Source organism: Klebsiella grimontii (genome assembly GCF_042137965.1).
Classification (GTDB): domain Bacteria; phylum Pseudomonadota; class Gammaproteobacteria; order Enterobacterales; family Enterobacteriaceae; genus Klebsiella; species Klebsiella grimontii.
Genome location: NZ_CP169721.1, coordinates 1,864,752 through 1,882,415, shown reverse-complemented (window position 1 = coordinate 1,882,415; position 17,664 = coordinate 1,864,752). Strand labels below are relative to the sequence as shown.

General features: G+C 41.1%; 13 protein-coding genes. 1 reads left to right on the top strand and 12 read right to left on the bottom strand.

Translation table 11 applies throughout. From position 1 onward, the window contains the following. Nucleotides 1-92: 92 nt before the first annotated feature. From ACE3MN_RS08900 to galF, 12 genes are all read right to left on the bottom strand, one after another. On the bottom strand, nucleotides 93-1,343 hold the full coding sequence (locus ACE3MN_RS08900; protein ID WP_141528279.1) for a hypothetical protein: 1,251 nt from the start codon (nucleotides 1,341-1,343) through the stop codon (nucleotides 93-95). 32 nt (nucleotides 1,344-1,375) lie between these two features. Further along, nucleotides 1,376-2,503 (bottom strand): glycosyltransferase family 4 protein, encoded by a 1,128-nt coding sequence (locus ACE3MN_RS08895; RefSeq protein ID WP_098362806.1) that lies wholly within the window; start codon nucleotides 2,501-2,503, stop codon nucleotides 1,376-1,378. A gap of 2 nt (nucleotides 2,504-2,505) precedes the next feature. Beyond that, nucleotides 2,506-3,363, bottom strand: a complete 858-nt coding sequence (locus ACE3MN_RS08890; protein WP_148865345.1) for a glycosyltransferase — start codon at nucleotides 3,361-3,363, stop codon at nucleotides 2,506-2,508. Continuing rightward, nucleotides 3,356-3,874, bottom strand: coding sequence for a serine acetyltransferase (locus tag ACE3MN_RS08885; protein ID WP_098362808.1), 519 nt, complete (start codon nucleotides 3,872-3,874; stop codon nucleotides 3,356-3,358). Before ACE3MN_RS08885 ends, ACE3MN_RS08890 begins: the two co-directional genes overlap by 8 nt. Beyond that, on the bottom strand, nucleotides 3,867-4,970 hold the full coding sequence (locus tag ACE3MN_RS08880) for an O-antigen ligase (protein WP_228155168.1): 1,104 nt from the start codon (nucleotides 4,968-4,970) through the stop codon (nucleotides 3,867-3,869). Before ACE3MN_RS08880 ends, ACE3MN_RS08885 begins: the two co-directional genes overlap by 8 nt. A gap of 175 nt (nucleotides 4,971-5,145) precedes the next feature. Then, entirely contained in the window at nucleotides 5,146-6,573 is a 1,428-nt protein-coding gene (wbaP, locus tag ACE3MN_RS08875; RefSeq protein ID WP_098362810.1) for an undecaprenyl-phosphate galactose phosphotransferase WbaP, read from the bottom strand. A 75-nt stretch (nucleotides 6,574-6,648) separates the two neighbouring features. Beyond that, the gene (locus tag ACE3MN_RS08870; RefSeq protein WP_098362811.1) at nucleotides 6,649-8,820 is read right to left on the bottom strand and encodes a polysaccharide biosynthesis tyrosine autokinase; all 2,172 of its coding nucleotides are present in this window, start codon (nucleotides 8,818-8,820) and stop codon (nucleotides 6,649-6,651) included. Between the two features lie 17 nt (nucleotides 8,821-8,837). After that, entirely contained in the window at nucleotides 8,838-9,272 is a 435-nt protein-coding gene (locus ACE3MN_RS08865; protein ID WP_098362812.1) for a protein tyrosine phosphatase, read from the bottom strand. Beyond that, the gene (locus ACE3MN_RS08860; protein ID WP_032745136.1) at nucleotides 9,272-10,411 is read right to left on the bottom strand and encodes a polysaccharide export protein; all 1,140 of its coding nucleotides are present in this window, start codon (nucleotides 10,409-10,411) and stop codon (nucleotides 9,272-9,274) included. Before ACE3MN_RS08860 ends, ACE3MN_RS08865 begins: the two co-directional genes overlap by 1 nt. Nucleotides 10,412-10,483: 72 nt before the next feature. After that, a complete protein-coding gene (locus tag ACE3MN_RS08855; protein ID WP_148865346.1) occupies nucleotides 10,484-11,923 on the bottom strand; it encodes a capsule assembly Wzi family protein in 1,440 nt (479 codons plus the stop codon). A 997-nt stretch (nucleotides 11,924-12,920) separates the two neighbouring features. Continuing rightward, on the bottom strand, nucleotides 12,921-13,550 hold the full coding sequence (locus ACE3MN_RS08850) for a phosphatase PAP2 family protein (protein WP_098362816.1): 630 nt from the start codon (nucleotides 13,548-13,550) through the stop codon (nucleotides 12,921-12,923). 459 nt (nucleotides 13,551-14,009) lie between these two features. Further along, nucleotides 14,010-14,906: a UTP--glucose-1-phosphate uridylyltransferase GalF gene (gene galF, locus ACE3MN_RS08845; RefSeq protein ID WP_024360046.1), complete on the bottom strand. Its 897-nt coding sequence runs from the start codon at nucleotides 14,904-14,906 to the stop codon at nucleotides 14,010-14,012. 960 nt (nucleotides 14,907-15,866) lie between these two features. Between galF and ACE3MN_RS08840 the strand changes: the two genes are divergently transcribed. Then, nucleotides 15,867-17,453 (top strand): TerC family protein, encoded by a 1,587-nt coding sequence (locus ACE3MN_RS08840; protein ID WP_148865347.1) that lies wholly within the window; start codon nucleotides 15,867-15,869, stop codon nucleotides 17,451-17,453. Nucleotides 17,454-17,664: the final 211 nt, after the last annotated feature.

Below are 17,664 nucleotides of genomic sequence, written 5' to 3'. Positions count from 1 at the left end.
AATCAAGAAAAGCAGCAGGTGATTTTCACTAAAGCAATTCATAGCAATCGGAATAGTAAGCGAGCTTATCAGTAAGGAGAATTGAAAGTTAATTAAAGATTTACTCTAATAAAAAAAATATGCATGAGCTCATCCCCATATTTAGGAGGGTTATCTTTATCAATAAATATTCGAGTAACACCTTTTTCATATGAGTAATGTGATTGATACTGTTTACCCTTTGATGAAATTAAGGTTACATCTCGCGGTTCTTTTGTTGTTACAAGGGAAAAATTCAATTCATTATAGCTACTTACACTACTTATTAGCACAGCTATAATTACTCGTCTTTCATTAATTTTCGCCCCAAAATAATAATCATCTGAATCTAATGAAATTTTCATATTACTTTTTACTTCTTGATTTGCCAAATCACCAGAAGCATACAAGTCATTTAATAAAACAAGTTCATTACCATTTTCTGTAAGAACTTTAGTTCTATTTTTTAAAGTTGTAGTTAAGCCATACTGTTTTTGTTCACGACTGGCCCACGCAGGATACCAAAATAACTTATAAGTATCCGATGAAGTCCAATTATGGCTAAGTGCCCAACTCATTATTCTAAGATAAGTTGATAGCAAATTTTGAGGCTTTGATGAGAATCCTAATTCAGTTTGCCAAATACCTTCCACTCTATTTGTTTTGAGATATTTATCATATAACTTAAGATATGATTTATAATCTCTATAATGAAAATCAATTATATCAGTGTATTTTATAGCATCTAACTTATCCAAAACATAATCAAATTCATTTAAAGTATTGGATAAAGGCCAACCACCAAATACTACCTTACCATTATTTTCTCGTATGATTTTTGCGGCAGGAATGTATATTTTATTTACAAAATCCTCATTATTTCCTAACCAAAATTTAGCCTTCAACGTAGGCTCATTCCAGACTTGGAAAAAAGTGATATTATATGGATGCGCACGATAACGTTTTACCGTAGCTGCAACAAAGTCATTCCAAGAAGAAGTATCAAGAGGTGGTGACCCGATTTTACCTTTTACACTTTTGTTCCAATCGGGAACGTATGCCAGTATTGGCAAGACATCGTATCCTAATTTCTTTGCAGCAATAATTTCATCATCATATTTTGTGTAATTATAATGTCCCTTTACCGATTCAATGTCACTCCATGGAACATCGATTCTAATAATGCTTATCCCTTGTTTTTTCGAAAGTTCTGCAGAAGAAATGCCATTAGAACCATTTAGATCGCTAAATGTTACTGCAGATGCTTGCTTGCTTAAATAAAGTGCCTGTAATATACAAAACAACAGGACTGAGAATCTTGCCATCTGCTTTCCACCTTTGAATTGATCTCTAAGGATTATTCAACATATACTTTCCGAATGTTTTCTTTATATTCATCGAAAGAAAAACCATTTGGATTATTTAATTTGTTCATTCCTTTCATAATGGCCGCCTGTGTAATAACCTGAGAAAGATCATTACCCTCAAAATCGAATTTATAGTAATATAATGACTCTTCAGCCATCTCTGCTAAACCTCCATAATTAGGAACAATGATAGGTAAGCCAGCAGCGGCAGCTTCAACAATTGAAACAGGAGCATTTTCAAGCCATATAGAAGGCAAAACAAATATGTGGTATTTTGATATTTCTGTGATAAGAGTACTTCTATCAATAAAGCCGTGAAAAATAACTTCTAAATCTTTTCTACACTTGAGGGACTTAATTGTACCAGCTGATTCACCTGCCCCATAAATATGAAGATGAATTATTTGTTTGGTTTCTTGATTTATCTTTTTTATAAATTCTACCAATCCTTTTTCGGGAGTCAACCGTCCCACATATACGATATGAATACAATTATCTTTTAATAAAGGTTGCCTCTCAGACTCAGCTATAAAAACAGGATTCCTTATAACCTTTATTGGCTTAACAATGTCATAATTTAATAAGGTAGTCTTCATAAAATGACTTGGTGAAATGATAACATCAATCACTTCCGTTAAATTTAAAAATTTGTAGCATAATAAATGTTGCATGACTTTAAGGAACGAATGCGCATATGATCGATGGTCAAACTTTCTGAAAAAATTCAATCTTTTTTTATTATAATCAAAGTTGTATCTTTTATTATTTTTAAAATATTGAAAACCACTATTGGGACAAATGATATGGAAGTCATGAGCTGTAAATATAACTTTAATTTTGAAATTTGTTTTATATTTTTTTAAAGCATATAAAATAGATGGAGACAAGTAATGATAATAGTTATGCAAATGAATAACATCTGGTTTAAAATCATTCAGCTTTTGAAGGAATTTCTCGTAGTAATCCATAGAGAATATGTAGGAAGTGATAGATGTTTTCTCTTGTGAGATAAATATATCGTTATGGTATCCAAGTTCTTCAGAAACTTTTATTGTATCTCGCAGTACAGCCTCAGCGCCACCACCTTCATAACTATCAGAAACATGCAACACTTTCATTTTTAGACCTTGTAAATTTTTTCTTTTATGTCGGGGAATTTTTTCTTTAGTTTATATTTACAAACTGAAGCTAATATAGGAACACTAAAATTGTTAAATAAGTCGGCAAGACTTATATCAACATTTCTATTAATTTTATCTTGAATAAAAAGATTTCTGAGGTTTTCCTTGGATAGAATATCCTTATGTTTTTCAATAAATAATTGATAGCCAACTTGTGCTTTTGAAGAGTTACTTATTCTCCCTTCTTCATGATCAATATTCCATTGATAATTATATTTTTCTATCCTATATCCATTACCGATTTTATGAGTAAGATTAACCCACGCATCATAGTCCTGCCATGCAGGCAAGGTTTCATCGAAACCTCCACTTTCTTTTAAAAAGCTAGTCTTTGTAAACACTTGATTTCCGACGACATTCCTTGATAACAAAGAGTCAAGCGTAATAATGCGTTCATCTATCTTCTGTTTGAACAAGCCGCTAGATGTTTTAGTTATATGTCCAGCACTTATATATGCATACTTATCTAGATAGGGTGAGCTAACAAAGTCATAAAGTCTTGATGGGAGAAATTCATCATCATCATCTAATCCTGTTATATAATATCCATCTGCAATGTTTATTAACTTGTTTCTGGAACAACAAGCACCCATTGGGTATGGGTTTTCGATGTATATAAAATCAGAAAATTTTGGTTTGTATTCTTTTATTATCTTTTGATAAGGTACAGATGAACCATCATTACACACCAAAACTTGAAAGTTGTTGTATGTTTGAGCTAATAATGAATCTAACGCCCTTGCTAACATTATCGGACGATTATGGGTAGGAATATAAATACTAACGGTTTTATGCATTTCTCTTCCTTAACACTATGCCACGATGAGCTGAAATTATTGAACATGCTTCCACATTAAAATCTACGTAGCTCATAGCACCTATAACTGAATCCTCACCAATAGATATTTCGCCTATTACACAAGCATATGCCCCAAATTCAACATTATCTTTGATAACAGGACATTTTGTTTCATGCCCAGTTTTACTATTATATTTATTACCGATAGTGACTCCGTGTCTCAGAACAATGCCACTGCCTAATACTGCCCCGGGGTTTATAATTATTGCCGTAGGATGGAAGATTTTAATTCCCCATCCAATTTTTGTTTTAGGTTTTATTTCCACGCCCCATAAAAACTCCACAACAATATAATATAACATTACAAAAATAAAAAATGCATATTTAAGAGGGTTTCTTGAGGGACTAAAGAATAAAGAAGATAGCCTGTACAAAAATATTATCACCCTGCTCTTTAATATAGGCTGAGATCTCATTTCCCTCAAAAACATATTAGTCCATTCAATCATTTATTTTCCTTCTTCCAAAAAATTTCAGATAACATATTCCAAATAATATAAAGAATGGTATCATTTGTGATGGAGTTGTTATACGGTGCTCAGTCGCAGACGAAAATATGCAAGTCCAAAAAGCCAAGCTCAAGGCCATAAATATACCAGGTTCAACATCTTTTAAAGCAATTATTTTTTTATTAATCTCATTAAACAACAGAACAAAAAGGGCATAACCCACAATTCCTAATTCAGCCAGAATGGTAAAAGTTGAATTATGTGCGTGGGCTTCAGAATGTCTGACTACCGCACCATCTTTAATTGAAAACAAATGAGGAATTACATCTACATATCTGTAATATAAATCATCATAACTACCAAATCCAAGCCCTACGATTGGCGAGTGAATAAAATTATCAACAGCCCGTGGCCACAAATAGTATAGCCGGTCAATAAAAGTTCCTACCCTTTGAAAGTTAATCGCTTGTGCAGCACTGGATACTGTATAATTTGCATTTTCTGACATAATTTTACCCATTGATACCCAAGTTGGGTATGTTTCGTATACAACAAAAAACTGAATGAGTAAAAAAATTGCAAATATAACAAGAGGCTTCTTAAATTTTATTAGGGAATATCCAAAGGCAGCCATTATAGCCAGAATACTCCCCCTAGAATTTGTCATATATAAGAAAAAGACAAACATGAGAGCATAAAATAAATATAGTTTGTTTTTTGTATGTAGAAAAATCCCTAATGCCATTGCTCCTATTACTGAATAAAATCCTCCTGCCGCATTGTGCGATAAAAAGAAAAAGTGATGCACAGTTGCACCGCCTTCTTCCGGCACTTCTTTTGGCATAATAAGGAAGGCAATGAATGAAGCTATTGAAAATATTACAAAGGACCGTTTGAGCCATTTATCAATATTGATATCGATATGTAATGGTAAAAATATAAACACTAACAATATTAAATAGCTAATTATAAAGTTCCCATCTTTCCTATAGAAATCGAATTCGAAGAAAGAATTAGGGTTATATATAACCGTGGATCCAATTACATATACATATAGTAATAATAAATAAATTTCAATTTTTTTAAATTTTAACATCTCCGTTCTGTAAAAAATACCTATTACTGAAATAGGCGCTAGTAATAGCACTGACACACTAATCGGTACATAGTTTGTTACAGAAAAAATTAACGATAGCAGTATTATAACTTTTGAAAGTGTCCTCACATAAATTTCCTTTAACGCAAATCAATCATAATCTAAATCATTTGGTTTAATAAGCACCATCTTTCTTAAGTACAACACTGATAGTTTTAAATAAGATAGCAATGTCATTCCACATTGACCAGTTTTTAACATACCAAGCATCTAAATAGACTCGAGTATCATAATCGACATCACTACGGCCACTAACTTGCCACAATCCGGTCATACCTGGTTTACTTAACAGATAATAATCTACTTCATCATTGTATCGTTCAAGCTCAGCTGTGATGATTGGACGAGGGCCCACCAGACTCATCTCCCCTTTCAATACATTGAACAACTGAGGTAATTCATCAAGGCTAGTTCGACGTAAAAACTGTCCTATCTTTGTAATTCGGGGGTCATCCTTCAATTTAAATGTGGCATCCCATTCAGCTTTTGCGTTGGAATCATTCGCCAATAATTTTTCAAGAACCTCTTTTGAGTTAACGACCATTGAGCGAAATTTTAAACATTTAAATGGTTTTCCACCTTTACCTACCCGCTCATGCCCATAAATGGCAGAGCCACCATCTTTTTTAACTTTCTGACAGATATAGAGCAACACAGGTGATAGTACTATAATTATCGATACAGACCCAATAATATCAAATGCGCGCTTAAGAGCACGTGATGACCATTTAGCTAAGTTTTGTTGCACTCTAAATATCATTACTTCATGGCTAAATATAAAGGACATATCTGTACTATCTAATGGCATCCCGCGCAATGTTGGTATCACTGATACATAGCGATACCCGCGGATCATAAACTCACGGAGCCAATTGTTACGTATGTCACTTTGATGATTCTCTACAGCAACTATAAATTGAGTATGTTTATTGACAGTAACTAACCAAGTCTTATCAACGTTTACTACTCGTATTCCATCAATAGTATGGTTAAAATTATTACCGTCCTCTATGTTAACAAAACCTACGACCTTCAAACCCAAGTTGTTTTCGCTATTAATTGCTTTATACGCCTCTTGAGCATTTTTACCACTACCTATTATCCATGTATCACGCATCCATAACCCTAAAGAGTGTAAAATATATTTTATTGACATGCGGAACAAAGGTACTAATGCAGCAGCAAACACCCAGGTCATTAACCAGACATAACGTGAAAAATACCACTTTGCAAAAGCAATAACTGCGAGTTCAATAACAGCGAATATAACAAGTGTACGCAAAATCTCTTTCAGTTCAAACCAGAATGTTTTACGGTAAAAATAGTGCCGTAATCTAATTCCATACCAAGCAACGCAGCAGACACCTAACAACCAATGTAAAGCAATCCACCCTTCAATTTGGTCTTCTGGAACTCTTTGCTGGAAATGCTCTAGTGTTAATGATAGTACACCTAAGGCTAAATATAGAGATAGTGTTAAGCTAAAGAAATCTACTACTGCAAGCGCAATGCTGCAGCTAACATTTCTTGCCAAATGCGTCATAATTCCCTCGCAAGTACGCGTAAATAACAAACAAAGCATAGTGGGACTCTAACCTAAGTAGAGTCCCATGTTTTGTTAGTCTGTTTTTTTATCAGAATAAGAATAGCCGTAATGGTTATAACCATACCCATAATAACTGCTAGCTTTCTTTACAACCCCGTTAAGTATGCAGCCTTTGACTACTACGCCACTTTGGTCAAAACGTCTCATACTCACATCAATTTCTTTTACAGTATTTTTTTCAAAGCGGGCAACTAAGAGACAAGTTCCAGCATATCGACCAATAATGGCAGCATCTGTCACTGCTAAAATTGGAGGCGTATCTATTATAACTAAATCATACTTCTGTGAAGCCCAATTCAATAATTGTTCAAACCGTGGATGCATAAGCAATTCGGCTGGATTCGGAGGTATTTGTCCACGGCCAATGTAATCAAACTCACCACCTACAACTTTATCAATAATCATCTCAGCAGCTATTTGTCCTGATAAAAACTCAGATAAACCCTTATCGTTTTTATGACCGAACATTTTGTGGGCATACCCCTTACGAAGGTCTGCATCAATGAATAAAACTTTTTTCCCAGTGATTGCTATAGTGGCAGCTAAATTACTGCTAATAAAAGTTTTACCTGCACTTGGACTAGCACCAGATATCATTAGCACATTGTTTTTTGCTTCCATCATTGCAAAATGTAAACTAGTGCGCAAACCACGAATAGCCTCAACAGCTAAATCTGCCGGGTTATCAACTGCCAACAATGTATCTGACTGATTTTTTCGAAGTTTTCCTGATTGGCGTAAATTTTTGGCGAGCCATTCAGATATTGGAATACTTGCATATACATTTATCCCAATTTCCTCGAGTTGTTCGGGAGATTCTATACCACGACGGAGGAAAACCTGCAACAATACTAATGCAATTGATACAAATAGGCCAAAAACAAAACCAATTATAATAACGAGAGCTTTTTTCGGTCTAACCGGCGTAGGATCCGTTACAGCATTATCAATAATTCTCACGTTACCAATAGCACTAGATTTAGCAATGTTCAGTTCTTGCTGCCGGTTTAACAATTGCAAGTACACAGCACGACCAGATTCAACATCTCGACTTAATCGCAGCACTTCCTGCTGCGTAGATGGCATACTACTGACTCTCTTATTGAGTTTAGATTTTTCTTCTTGAAGTGTCTGACGTTTTTCCATTAACGCCTTATACGTAGGATGCTCCTTTGTATAAAGTTGTGAAACTTCGGCCTCGCGGAATGTTAGTTCATTTAGTTGATTATCAACGTTAACTATTTGGTCAAGGACTGATTTAGCTTCCATGTTCAAGTCAACTGAATCTTTCTGCTTCCGGTAAGCGTTTAACTTGTCTTCTGCTAAATCTAACTCGGCACGAACTTTGGGCAATTGTTGATTTAAAAACTCTAAACTTTTAGCATCTTGCGCAGCTTGTCTAGCAATATTTTGCGTAAGATAATTCTGACTGATACTATCCAGAATATGAGATATTCTCTTTGGGTTATCTCCGGTCAGCGTCAAAGTCAACATCCCAGTATCTTTGCCCAAATCGGCAACGCTTAAGGCCCCCAAAAGATCCGAGATAGCCTTTAAGCGCGGTAATTGCGTAATAATAAATTGATCGCCTGGCTTCGCATCAATCTCGTTAACCAATAATGAAATGCCGTTTTCATTTACTAGCACCCCAACTGTTCCATTGAGTTGAATACCATCGCTATCGATCGAATAATTTTTTTTATCTTTTACTGTTAATAGTATGCTTGGTGAATTGTTACTAATATCATCACTACCAGGCAAATATAGACGAGAAATGTCAATATTACCAGTTTTCTCCCCCATTAACCTTGCTATACCACGGCCAAAAATAGGAAAGTATTTTTGTTTAATTTGAATTTGTAGGTTCAAATCATCTATTGTTTTCCCAAGAATCATCCGAGATTGTAGTAAAGCTGTTTCAGGTGCTGATTGGGGTTGGCCATCTGGTAAAACTTGACTTAGACTACTTAGTATAGCATTGCCTTGTCTCTGTTCTATTTGAATTAACGCGTCCGTCTGGTAGACTGGAGTCGCTAATAATGCATAGAGTAATGCAAATAAAGTAAAAACCGATGTTATAGATATGATGAGTTTGCGGTGATCGATTAATTCACCAACAACGCGCCCTAAATCTATTTCATCCGATTCTGGCATCGTTGATTTCTTAGATGTGACTGAAGTCATGCAATATTTCCTGAAATTTATTCACCTAATTTGTCAGCCCAACGCTTGCTTGCTTGCTCAAGCAATTGGTATACCGAGTCAAATGCTTCATCACTCATGCGGTACGGGTCTGGGATTTCTTTACTATCAAGCCAGTGTCCAAATAACATAGTTTTACCTCGTGCTTCAGGTGCTATCCGGCTAATTTGTTCTAGATGAGTATATTCCATGACGAGTAAAAGATCATACTGTCGCGCTAGCGCGGAGGTAAATTTTGCACCTCTATGTCCATCGAGCGAAAGCCCATATTTTTCGGCGACTCGAACGGCGGATTCATCTGCTTCATGATTAACTAACGCGCCTACTCCTGCAGAATCAATCCTTTTACTCGGTAGGAGTCGTCTTAATAAACGTTCACCAATTGGGGAACGGCAGATATTTCCCGTACAAATAACTAAAATTGAATCAAACATTAGTTAGGCCATCTCTTAATATATCGCACTGTTTCAGTCATATCATGAACACCTGAGATGGTGGGCACGAGCTGGGATATAACTCGATTCCAGCGTACAAGAGGAGCAGTTGTTACATATACAATGTCGTAAGGTTGTAACTGAAATTCAGTGCCTAAAACCATTGCTGAAGCATCTTGTGCGTTTAACTGATAGATGTCTGCAATTTTTCCTTTTTTATCACCTTTTAACTGACGGACAACGAATATGCCTGTAGCATCACTCATCTCCTGAGAAATACCTTCAGCATTACCAAGCGCTTCTGCAAGAGTCATACCACTGCGATCCATCTTAAGCGTACTCTGTTTACCTACCTCTCCCATAACAAATACTTTGAGATCATCATTGCGCGGAATAAATAGTATATCGCCTGGGAATAATAAATGATTCTGAGTAAGATCGCCTTTCTGCATTAGCGCATACAAGGAAATCTTTGTATCTTTACCATTATGAGTCAGAACAACATTTCGCCAGTCAGCATCAGCCGCTAGCCCCCCAGCCGCATTAATAGCATCCATCACAGTTAAAGGTATATTTGTAATCGCTTGTTTTCCTGAGTTTGTAACTTCGCCTGTCACATAAACTTTTTGCGAACGGAAAGCAGCTATGCTGACATCAACTTGTGGACTTTCAATATAAGTTGTTAAACGATTTGCAATATCTTGGCGAACCTGACTTAAAGTCTTTCCAGCTACCTGAACTTTACCTATGTAAGGATAAAAAATTGTTCCGTCAGAATTCACCCAGTTACCCGTATCACTCGCGCTACGATATTGACCAGCGGGGGTTGTCAACTCGGGGTGATCCCATACCGTAACCATGAGCACATCGCCCACCCCAATGCGATATTCATAACTTTTTAACAAGCTGTCTAGCTGAGGATTTGAACGTGCAATAACTGGCTCAGGGCGGAGTTGATCTATCAGCCCTGGAGTCATAGGATAGACATTCACCAGTTTATCCAAATCGTAGTCGCTATCCGGTAACTCAACTACATTTTTACGCAGACTATTTAACCCCTGTCCCGGCAAAATGGTACAGCCCGATAAAAAACCTATTGCTATTGCCAATGCCGAAAATCTAACAATTTTTTTCTTCATAATGTCACATCATCAGTAAACCAAAAGTTTCTAATTCCCAAACAGCAACCTATTTCCAAGGCTGCGTTAAGGCTATAAATTAAATGGGATTTCTATCCCCGCGCTCGCACCCACATCATCACTATCGCTATTGTCTGCGTCTGTGTACCAGAGAGAGGTATTCAGTCTTACCGATTTATACACATCCCCGCTCCATCCCAATTGCACACCCTTCAAGGTATCCGAACGAGGAAACGCCTTATTAATTGACTGATTTTCAGGGTTAACCTTCGCATACGCTAAACGCGCGCTCCAACGTTGATTATTCTCGGTCACCAGCTCGACTTTTCCTGCAAATAGCTGACCATCGCCCCCCATTGCATCGCCGAGTGAATATCCCTGTTGGTAGTAACCATCTTTGTAGATGTGGTGCGTATAGCTATAGTTGGTTCGGCTCATATTCGTCCGGGTATCATGCGCTTCAAGATACCAGTTGACAGCATCTTTACCCCAACCGTGATGCCCTTCGATACCCCCAAGGAACATATTTGCAGAAGGAAGATAACCAGATTCATCTTCACCAATCATCTGCCCATAGACACTTACCGGCCAGCCAAGCGTGGGTTCCAGTTTCAACTTAAAGTCAAAACCAGCAAGCTGATTGCCTGGTTCATTGGGATCGTTTGCTTCGGTGTTATCTTGACCCGTCAGGCCATCCCAAAAATTACTAAACGACTCCGGTCTCCCCTCCCCGCCCCACTGCATAATGCGCGATGCGCCAAGCTCAAGGGACTGGAAAGGAGAAAACGTCAGACGACCGCCGATAATTTTGGTATGCGGTACGGCGGTATATTGATTCATCTGGCTGGCGGAAATCTGATACTGCCATGGGCCAATCCAGCGCAACCACCAGGTTTCCGGTGCGGCCTGTTCAGCACGCTGCATTAAAACGCCGGTCATCGGGCGCATCGCATCTCCGCGGATCAGGCTGCCCTCGTAACCCGGTCCCCACCACTGCGGCATCTGGCCGAACGAGAGCCATTGGTTCCAAAACTTAACCGCGCCGTAGGCGCCGTTAGCATTAAAACGTGAACCATTGCTGATGCGTTCGTCACCTTCAACGTTGCCCTGCAGGTGCACATCCCACCATTCGCCGCTGTTATTAAAGGCTAATGATAAAGAGCTATCCGCAGGCTGATTCTGACCAAACCCCTGCGGCGTTCCGGGTTTATCCGTTGAGGTATAGCCACTCAGCCGGAAATCAGATTTCAAGGAATCGAGGCGTTGGTTGATTCGAGCAAGAACAATCTGTTCAGAAGAGTAAGAGGGTTTTGCTTTCTTAAGCGCCCGATTAATCTCTTCCTGGCTCAGAGGCCAGGTCGACAGGCTGAGATGAATAACGCCACGATCGGAAAGCCACGCCAGATCGTTGCGCAGTTCGTTATCATTCATCACTAACCCGGAGGCATAGGCAAGTGAGCTGGCAGAAGTAAGCAGCCCTAATGCGAGTGCGATTCGCGCAATTTTTATCATTGTCCAAGATCCATTTAAAGCCCCGTTTCCGCAAGCTGGCGCGACAAGGGGAACACAGATAGATGCAGCGCCCTCTGACGCCAACCGTTGCTATTCTTTGTCTACAGGTTTGAGCAAAGAAAACGAAAGCATGTTATCGGATTCTCAGGCCAACGCCCGCTTTTGGTTCACAGGCTACCTGCAGTACACAATGTATGCGAAATTGTTATTGAAGGCCATTCCTTACGCTTTACACCCGCAGTTTCTCCTGCCCGCCCCCAAACGGAACGCTCTGAGCTGGCGCCAACACGCAAGTATATACAGGTTGTGAAGATAATCACCTGTATGAAGTCCACTTTAGGAATTTCGGTCGCATGAAATGAGATTTGATATAGAGAAAACGTCCGTCTGCAGGTACGCTACCGCCCTTGGCTTAACAGCTACCAATGCACTGCACTTCTTTCCCTTTAAATTCAATCGCAGATTTCGATAAATCGGCGATTAATCCATCAAAACAAACAATTTCGCGGCCATAAGTTTACGAGATTCTGCCCTCAATTGGGAGCGTAATCTTAAATTATCAGATACGCTGGCAGCGCTATGAACTGCTCGTCGATAAGGTTATTGTTTTCCGTTCACCACTTACAAATGACAGCAGTACAGAACAATTGAATAATTTCAACTTCATGATTTTATTACTTTTTCACCACAAAAAGTGTGTTGACTTAGTTTCAAATTAATTATAGTTAGTCAACTACAAAAATTAATAGTGAAAAGAATTATGCCAGCATGCTGTTATCATTAATAAATTCGATATTTAGCCAGAAAAATTATTTAGGAAACATCCTGGCGACTTATCATTAAGCTAATTATTGTGCAGAATGGCCCATCACAGATTTATTTCATGGATATGAAATATCGCAGCGGCAGACCATTTCACCTTAAATTTCATCTTGCATACAATGTGAACAGCACATGAATCACTCTGAATCCTTCATCTCGCCCACGCTCACCTGAGTCAGTAAAATCCCTTGTGCAGATCAACTCGGGTAAAAGGTTTCTCCAGTGGGCCAAGCTTCACCGCAATCTCGCCCAACAGCGACTGGGTTGGCGCCTTCGCCCCGGTATTCAGCAGAAGCGCCGGGATAATGACCATGCTCGCCAGGCCGCCAAACGATAGCTGCGCTGTATGAGTATCGCGAACGCGCGACTGCAGCAGCAGAAAGGCTGCACTCCCTGCGGCGCCCAGCAGTAAGCCGGCAATAACTTCCGAAGTTGAATGTGCATGAACTATCAAACGGGAATAGCCTACCAGCCCGGCTAGTGCATATCCGAATACGACGGCAGTAAAACGAAGAGCTGGTGTGGCACGCGCGCACAGCAGCCATAAGAGGATTGGCCAGAAAGCGGAAGAGAGTGCGGTGTGCCCGCTAAAGCCAGTGAAGTCCAGCTCGCGAATCCCGATACCCCAGCCCATAAATGCCAGTTTTGATGCGCAGACAATTGCGCCAGTTATGCCGAACAGCAGAGCCCAGTGCCAGGCCAGCTGCTTTGAATCTTTTCGCAGAAAAAGAACGATAAACAGTACGGCCGCACTGGGTAACAGTACGGTGCTATCGCCAAAAAAAGTGACAACCTGCCAGTTCATTTCTTTTTCATCCTTTGACGATCTCTCCAGTCCGTAACGTCTTTTCCGCGACATTGGTGTGGGCATACACAATCAGTAACTTCACATTATTATGCATGCGTTACCGTTGTTTAATGCGCAAACATGATCTCAGTCAAGTTTTATTTTCGTCTCACGCCTTGACTAAGGGCCACTTACTTAAGAAAAGTCTTAGTAAGTAATTATCAGCAAAGAGTAAATTTAGCTAGTCCGACCATTTCAGCATGATACGTGTTCTTCTACTACCAGAAGTCTCCGAACATTGCCTCATGTTCGCAAACGCTACAATATAACAAGAAAACCGCTAACTCATTGTATTAAAATGGATACTAATCAGTGATACCTGCTGTACTTAACGGTGTGAACGGTCACGAATTGTCTGTTCTTCATCAGAAAACTCGGACCGCTCACTCTCATCCGCTAAAAAACTATGCGCTTAAACTATGCCAGCAGCTTCTTAATGCTCTCGCGGAATTTTGCCCCTTCTTTATGGTTACGCAGACCGTAGCTTACAAAAGCCTGCATGTAGCCCATTTTTTTACCGCAGTCATAGCTATCGCCAGTCATTAACATCGCATCGACCGACTGCTTTTTCGCCAGCTCGGCGATGGCATCGGTTAACTGGATGCGTCCCCAGGCGCCCGGCTCGGTACGCTCCAGTTCGGACCATACATCGGCAGAGAGCACATAACGCCCTACCGCCATCAGGTCGGAATCCAGGGTTTGCGGTTCATCAGGTTTTTCGATGAATTCAACGATTCGGGCCACCTGCCCTGCCGATTCCAGCGGATCTTTAGTCTGAATAACAGAGTACTCGGAGAGGTCGCCTTCCATTCGTTTGGCCAGAACCTGGCTACGGCCCGTTTCATTGAAACGCGCTACCATCGCGGCAAGGTTATAGCGCAGAGGATCGGCGCTGGCGTCGTCCAGAATGATATCCGGGAGCACAACCACAAAGGGGTTATCGCCAATCAGCGGGCGCGCGCAAAGAATGGAGTGGCCTAACCCCAACTGCTGGCCCTGACGTACGTTCATAATGGTTACGCCAGGAGGACAGATAGCCTGCACCTCCGCCAGAAGCTGACGTTTTACGCGTTGTTCGAGCAATGCTTCCAGTTCATAGGAGGTGTCGAAATGGTTTTCTACCGCATTCTTGGATGAATGCGTTACCAGCACGATTTCCTTGATTCCCGCAGCTACAATTTCATCAACAATATACTGCACCATAGGCTTGTCGACGATCGGCAACATCTCTTTCGGAATGGCCTTAGTGGCGGGCAACATATGCATCCCTAATCCTGCTACCGGTATAACTGCTTTCAAACTCACCATTTTCATATCCACCCGTATGGTTATAAACCTTTTGATCCTGTCAGTTTGTATCTATCACTGGCATTTATCAGTGATGATACACGGTTGATCCCTGCCATACTGTCCGTCAAATTCTGAAATTACACGTATAATTTAAGAATACACGTAAAGTCTACATACCAATAGACAGATTTAAGAAAATTCTTATACGCAATGTTTCGAAGTAAATACCCAATATTTACAATATGTTAGGCAAAAAAACCGCTCCATTCAATTCATAAGATAGAGTAATGACGTTCATCGTTCCTCCATCATTCCTCTTTTAATACCTTGTTATCTTTCACTATGAGTTGATACAGAACAAGTGACTGCAAAAAAATAAAAATCCAGACCATATAATCGATTATAGTGTTAATAAAATTATTTAACGCACAAAACCGTCTGAACGGCAGCAAATTACTCGTCACAACGGGTTTCAGCAGCAGCGACGTCTTCCCCGCTAACCCCTGGTGCCTTTTACTGGCAACAAATTATTCCCACTGCTGTTTTGCCACTCTGCGTCCTCCGATAACGCGCATCACATCCTCCGGCAAAAATTGATCTCCGACAAGCCACGACATTAAGTAGTATGAATATCTAAATTCCAGGAAATCGTTGTTATATACATCAAATCTATTGATAGACTTTACCGTTTGCCGGAGACCGCCCTGGTATAGCCATTCAGCGCCTGCGCGGAATCCGGCATAAAATCAGGCGGGCCATTTCAGCCTATATCGATGAAAATTCGCACGATGACAAATAATAACCAGCCGATATGCTTGTGGTTGAATACGGTTATATCCTGTGCAAGTGGCTATTTTATTTACAGGTATTACGAGGCCCCGTTTGGCGCCCGAGGTAATTAACAGCAGAAAATATTGCATTTTATCTATGGCTTATCCATGATCGGTACATGGCACTCTTAGGTTGTAAAGGTTTTAACTGAATATGGAATGGATTGCCGACCCTTCGATCTGGGCCGGGCTCATCACGCTTGTCGTTATTGAGCTGGTACTCGGTATTGATAATCTGGTCTTTATCGCCATTCTCGCGGAAAAACTCCCTCCCGCGCAGCGCGACAGGGCGCGCGTGACCGGTCTGCTGCTCGCAATGGTGATGCGCCTGCTGCTGCTGGCGTCGATCTCATGGCTGGTTACTCTCACCAGGCCGCTGATTACGTGGCACGATCTGAGCTTTAGCGCTCGCGATCTCATTATGCTGTTTGGCGGGTTGTTCCTTCTCTTTAAAGCCACCGTTGAGCTCAACGAACGGCTGGAAGGTAAAGATAGCGATAACCCGACCCAGCGCAAAGGCGCCAGGTTCTGGGGAGTGGTTGCGCAAATCGTGGTGCTTGATGCCATCTTCTCTCTCGATTCGGTGATAACCGCGGTCGGCATGGTTGACCACCTGGCGGTAATGATGGCTGCGGTGATTATTGCCATTAGCCTGATGCTGATGGCCAGCAAGGCCCTGACCCGCTTTGTTAACAGCCATCCGACAATTGTTATTCTCTGCCTGAGCTTCCTGTTAATGATCGGTTTTAGCCTGATTGCCGAAGGCTTTGGCTTCCCTATTCCCAAAGGATACCTGTACGCTGCCATCGGCTTCTCGGTCATGATTGAATCCTTCAATCAGCTGGCGATCTTTAACCGTCATCGCTTTCTCTCGGCCAACCTGACGTTACGCCAGCGAACCACTGAAGCGGTAATGAATCTGTTGAGCGGCCACAAAGAGAATAGCGAGCTGGATAGCGATACCGCTTCGCTGGTTGCCGATCGCGACGATAACCCGCTGTTTAATCCACAGGAGCGGCGGATGATTGAGCGGGTACTGAATCTCAATCAGCGCACCGTCAGCAGTATCATGACCTCGCGTCATGATATTGAACATATTGATCTCAGCGCTCCGGAAGAGGAGATCCGCGCCTTACTCGACAAGAATCAGCATACCCGCCTGGTGGTTACCGGCGGCGATGATGACGAAGATATGCTTGGCGTCGTGCACGTGATCGATCTGCTGCAGCAATCGTTACGACATGAACCGCTCAACCTGCAGGCCCTGATTCGTCAGCCGCTGGTGTTCCCGGAGACGCTACCGCTGCTTCCGGCGCTGGAGCAGTTCCGCAAAGCCAGAACCCACTTTGCCTTTGTGGTTGATGAGTTTGGCTCCGTCGAGGGCATTGTCACGCTCAGCGACGTTATGGAAACTATCGCCGGTAATTTGCCTAATGAAGTAGAAGAGATTGACGCTCGCCACGATATTCACAAAAACGGCGACGGTAGCTGGACGGTCAACGGGCATATGCCGCTGGAAGACCTGGTCCAGTATGTCCCCCTGCCGCTGGATGAGAAACGTGAATACCATACGGTCGCCGGTCTGCTGATGGAGTACCTGCAGCATGTGCCGCAGGAAGGTGAAGAAGTGAACCTGGACGGCTACGTTCTGCGCACGCTGCAGGTGGAGAGCCATCGGGTGCAAAAAGTACAAATAGTGCCGCCGGCGCATAATGAAGATGAATTGGACTATGAAGTGTAATGCTCACTTCAATGAATATTCTAAAGCCGCATGAACAATGGCAAACCGGTTTTTGAGGAGCCGTTGACATTACTGCCGGGCGGCGGCTGACGCCTTACCCGGCCTACAAATCCACGCCCGCAACACATAACGCCTTCCCCGTAGGCCCGCGCAAGCAAAGCGCCGCCGGGCAATGCCACATGTCGCACTTTGTCAGCAAAGACGCCGGCCA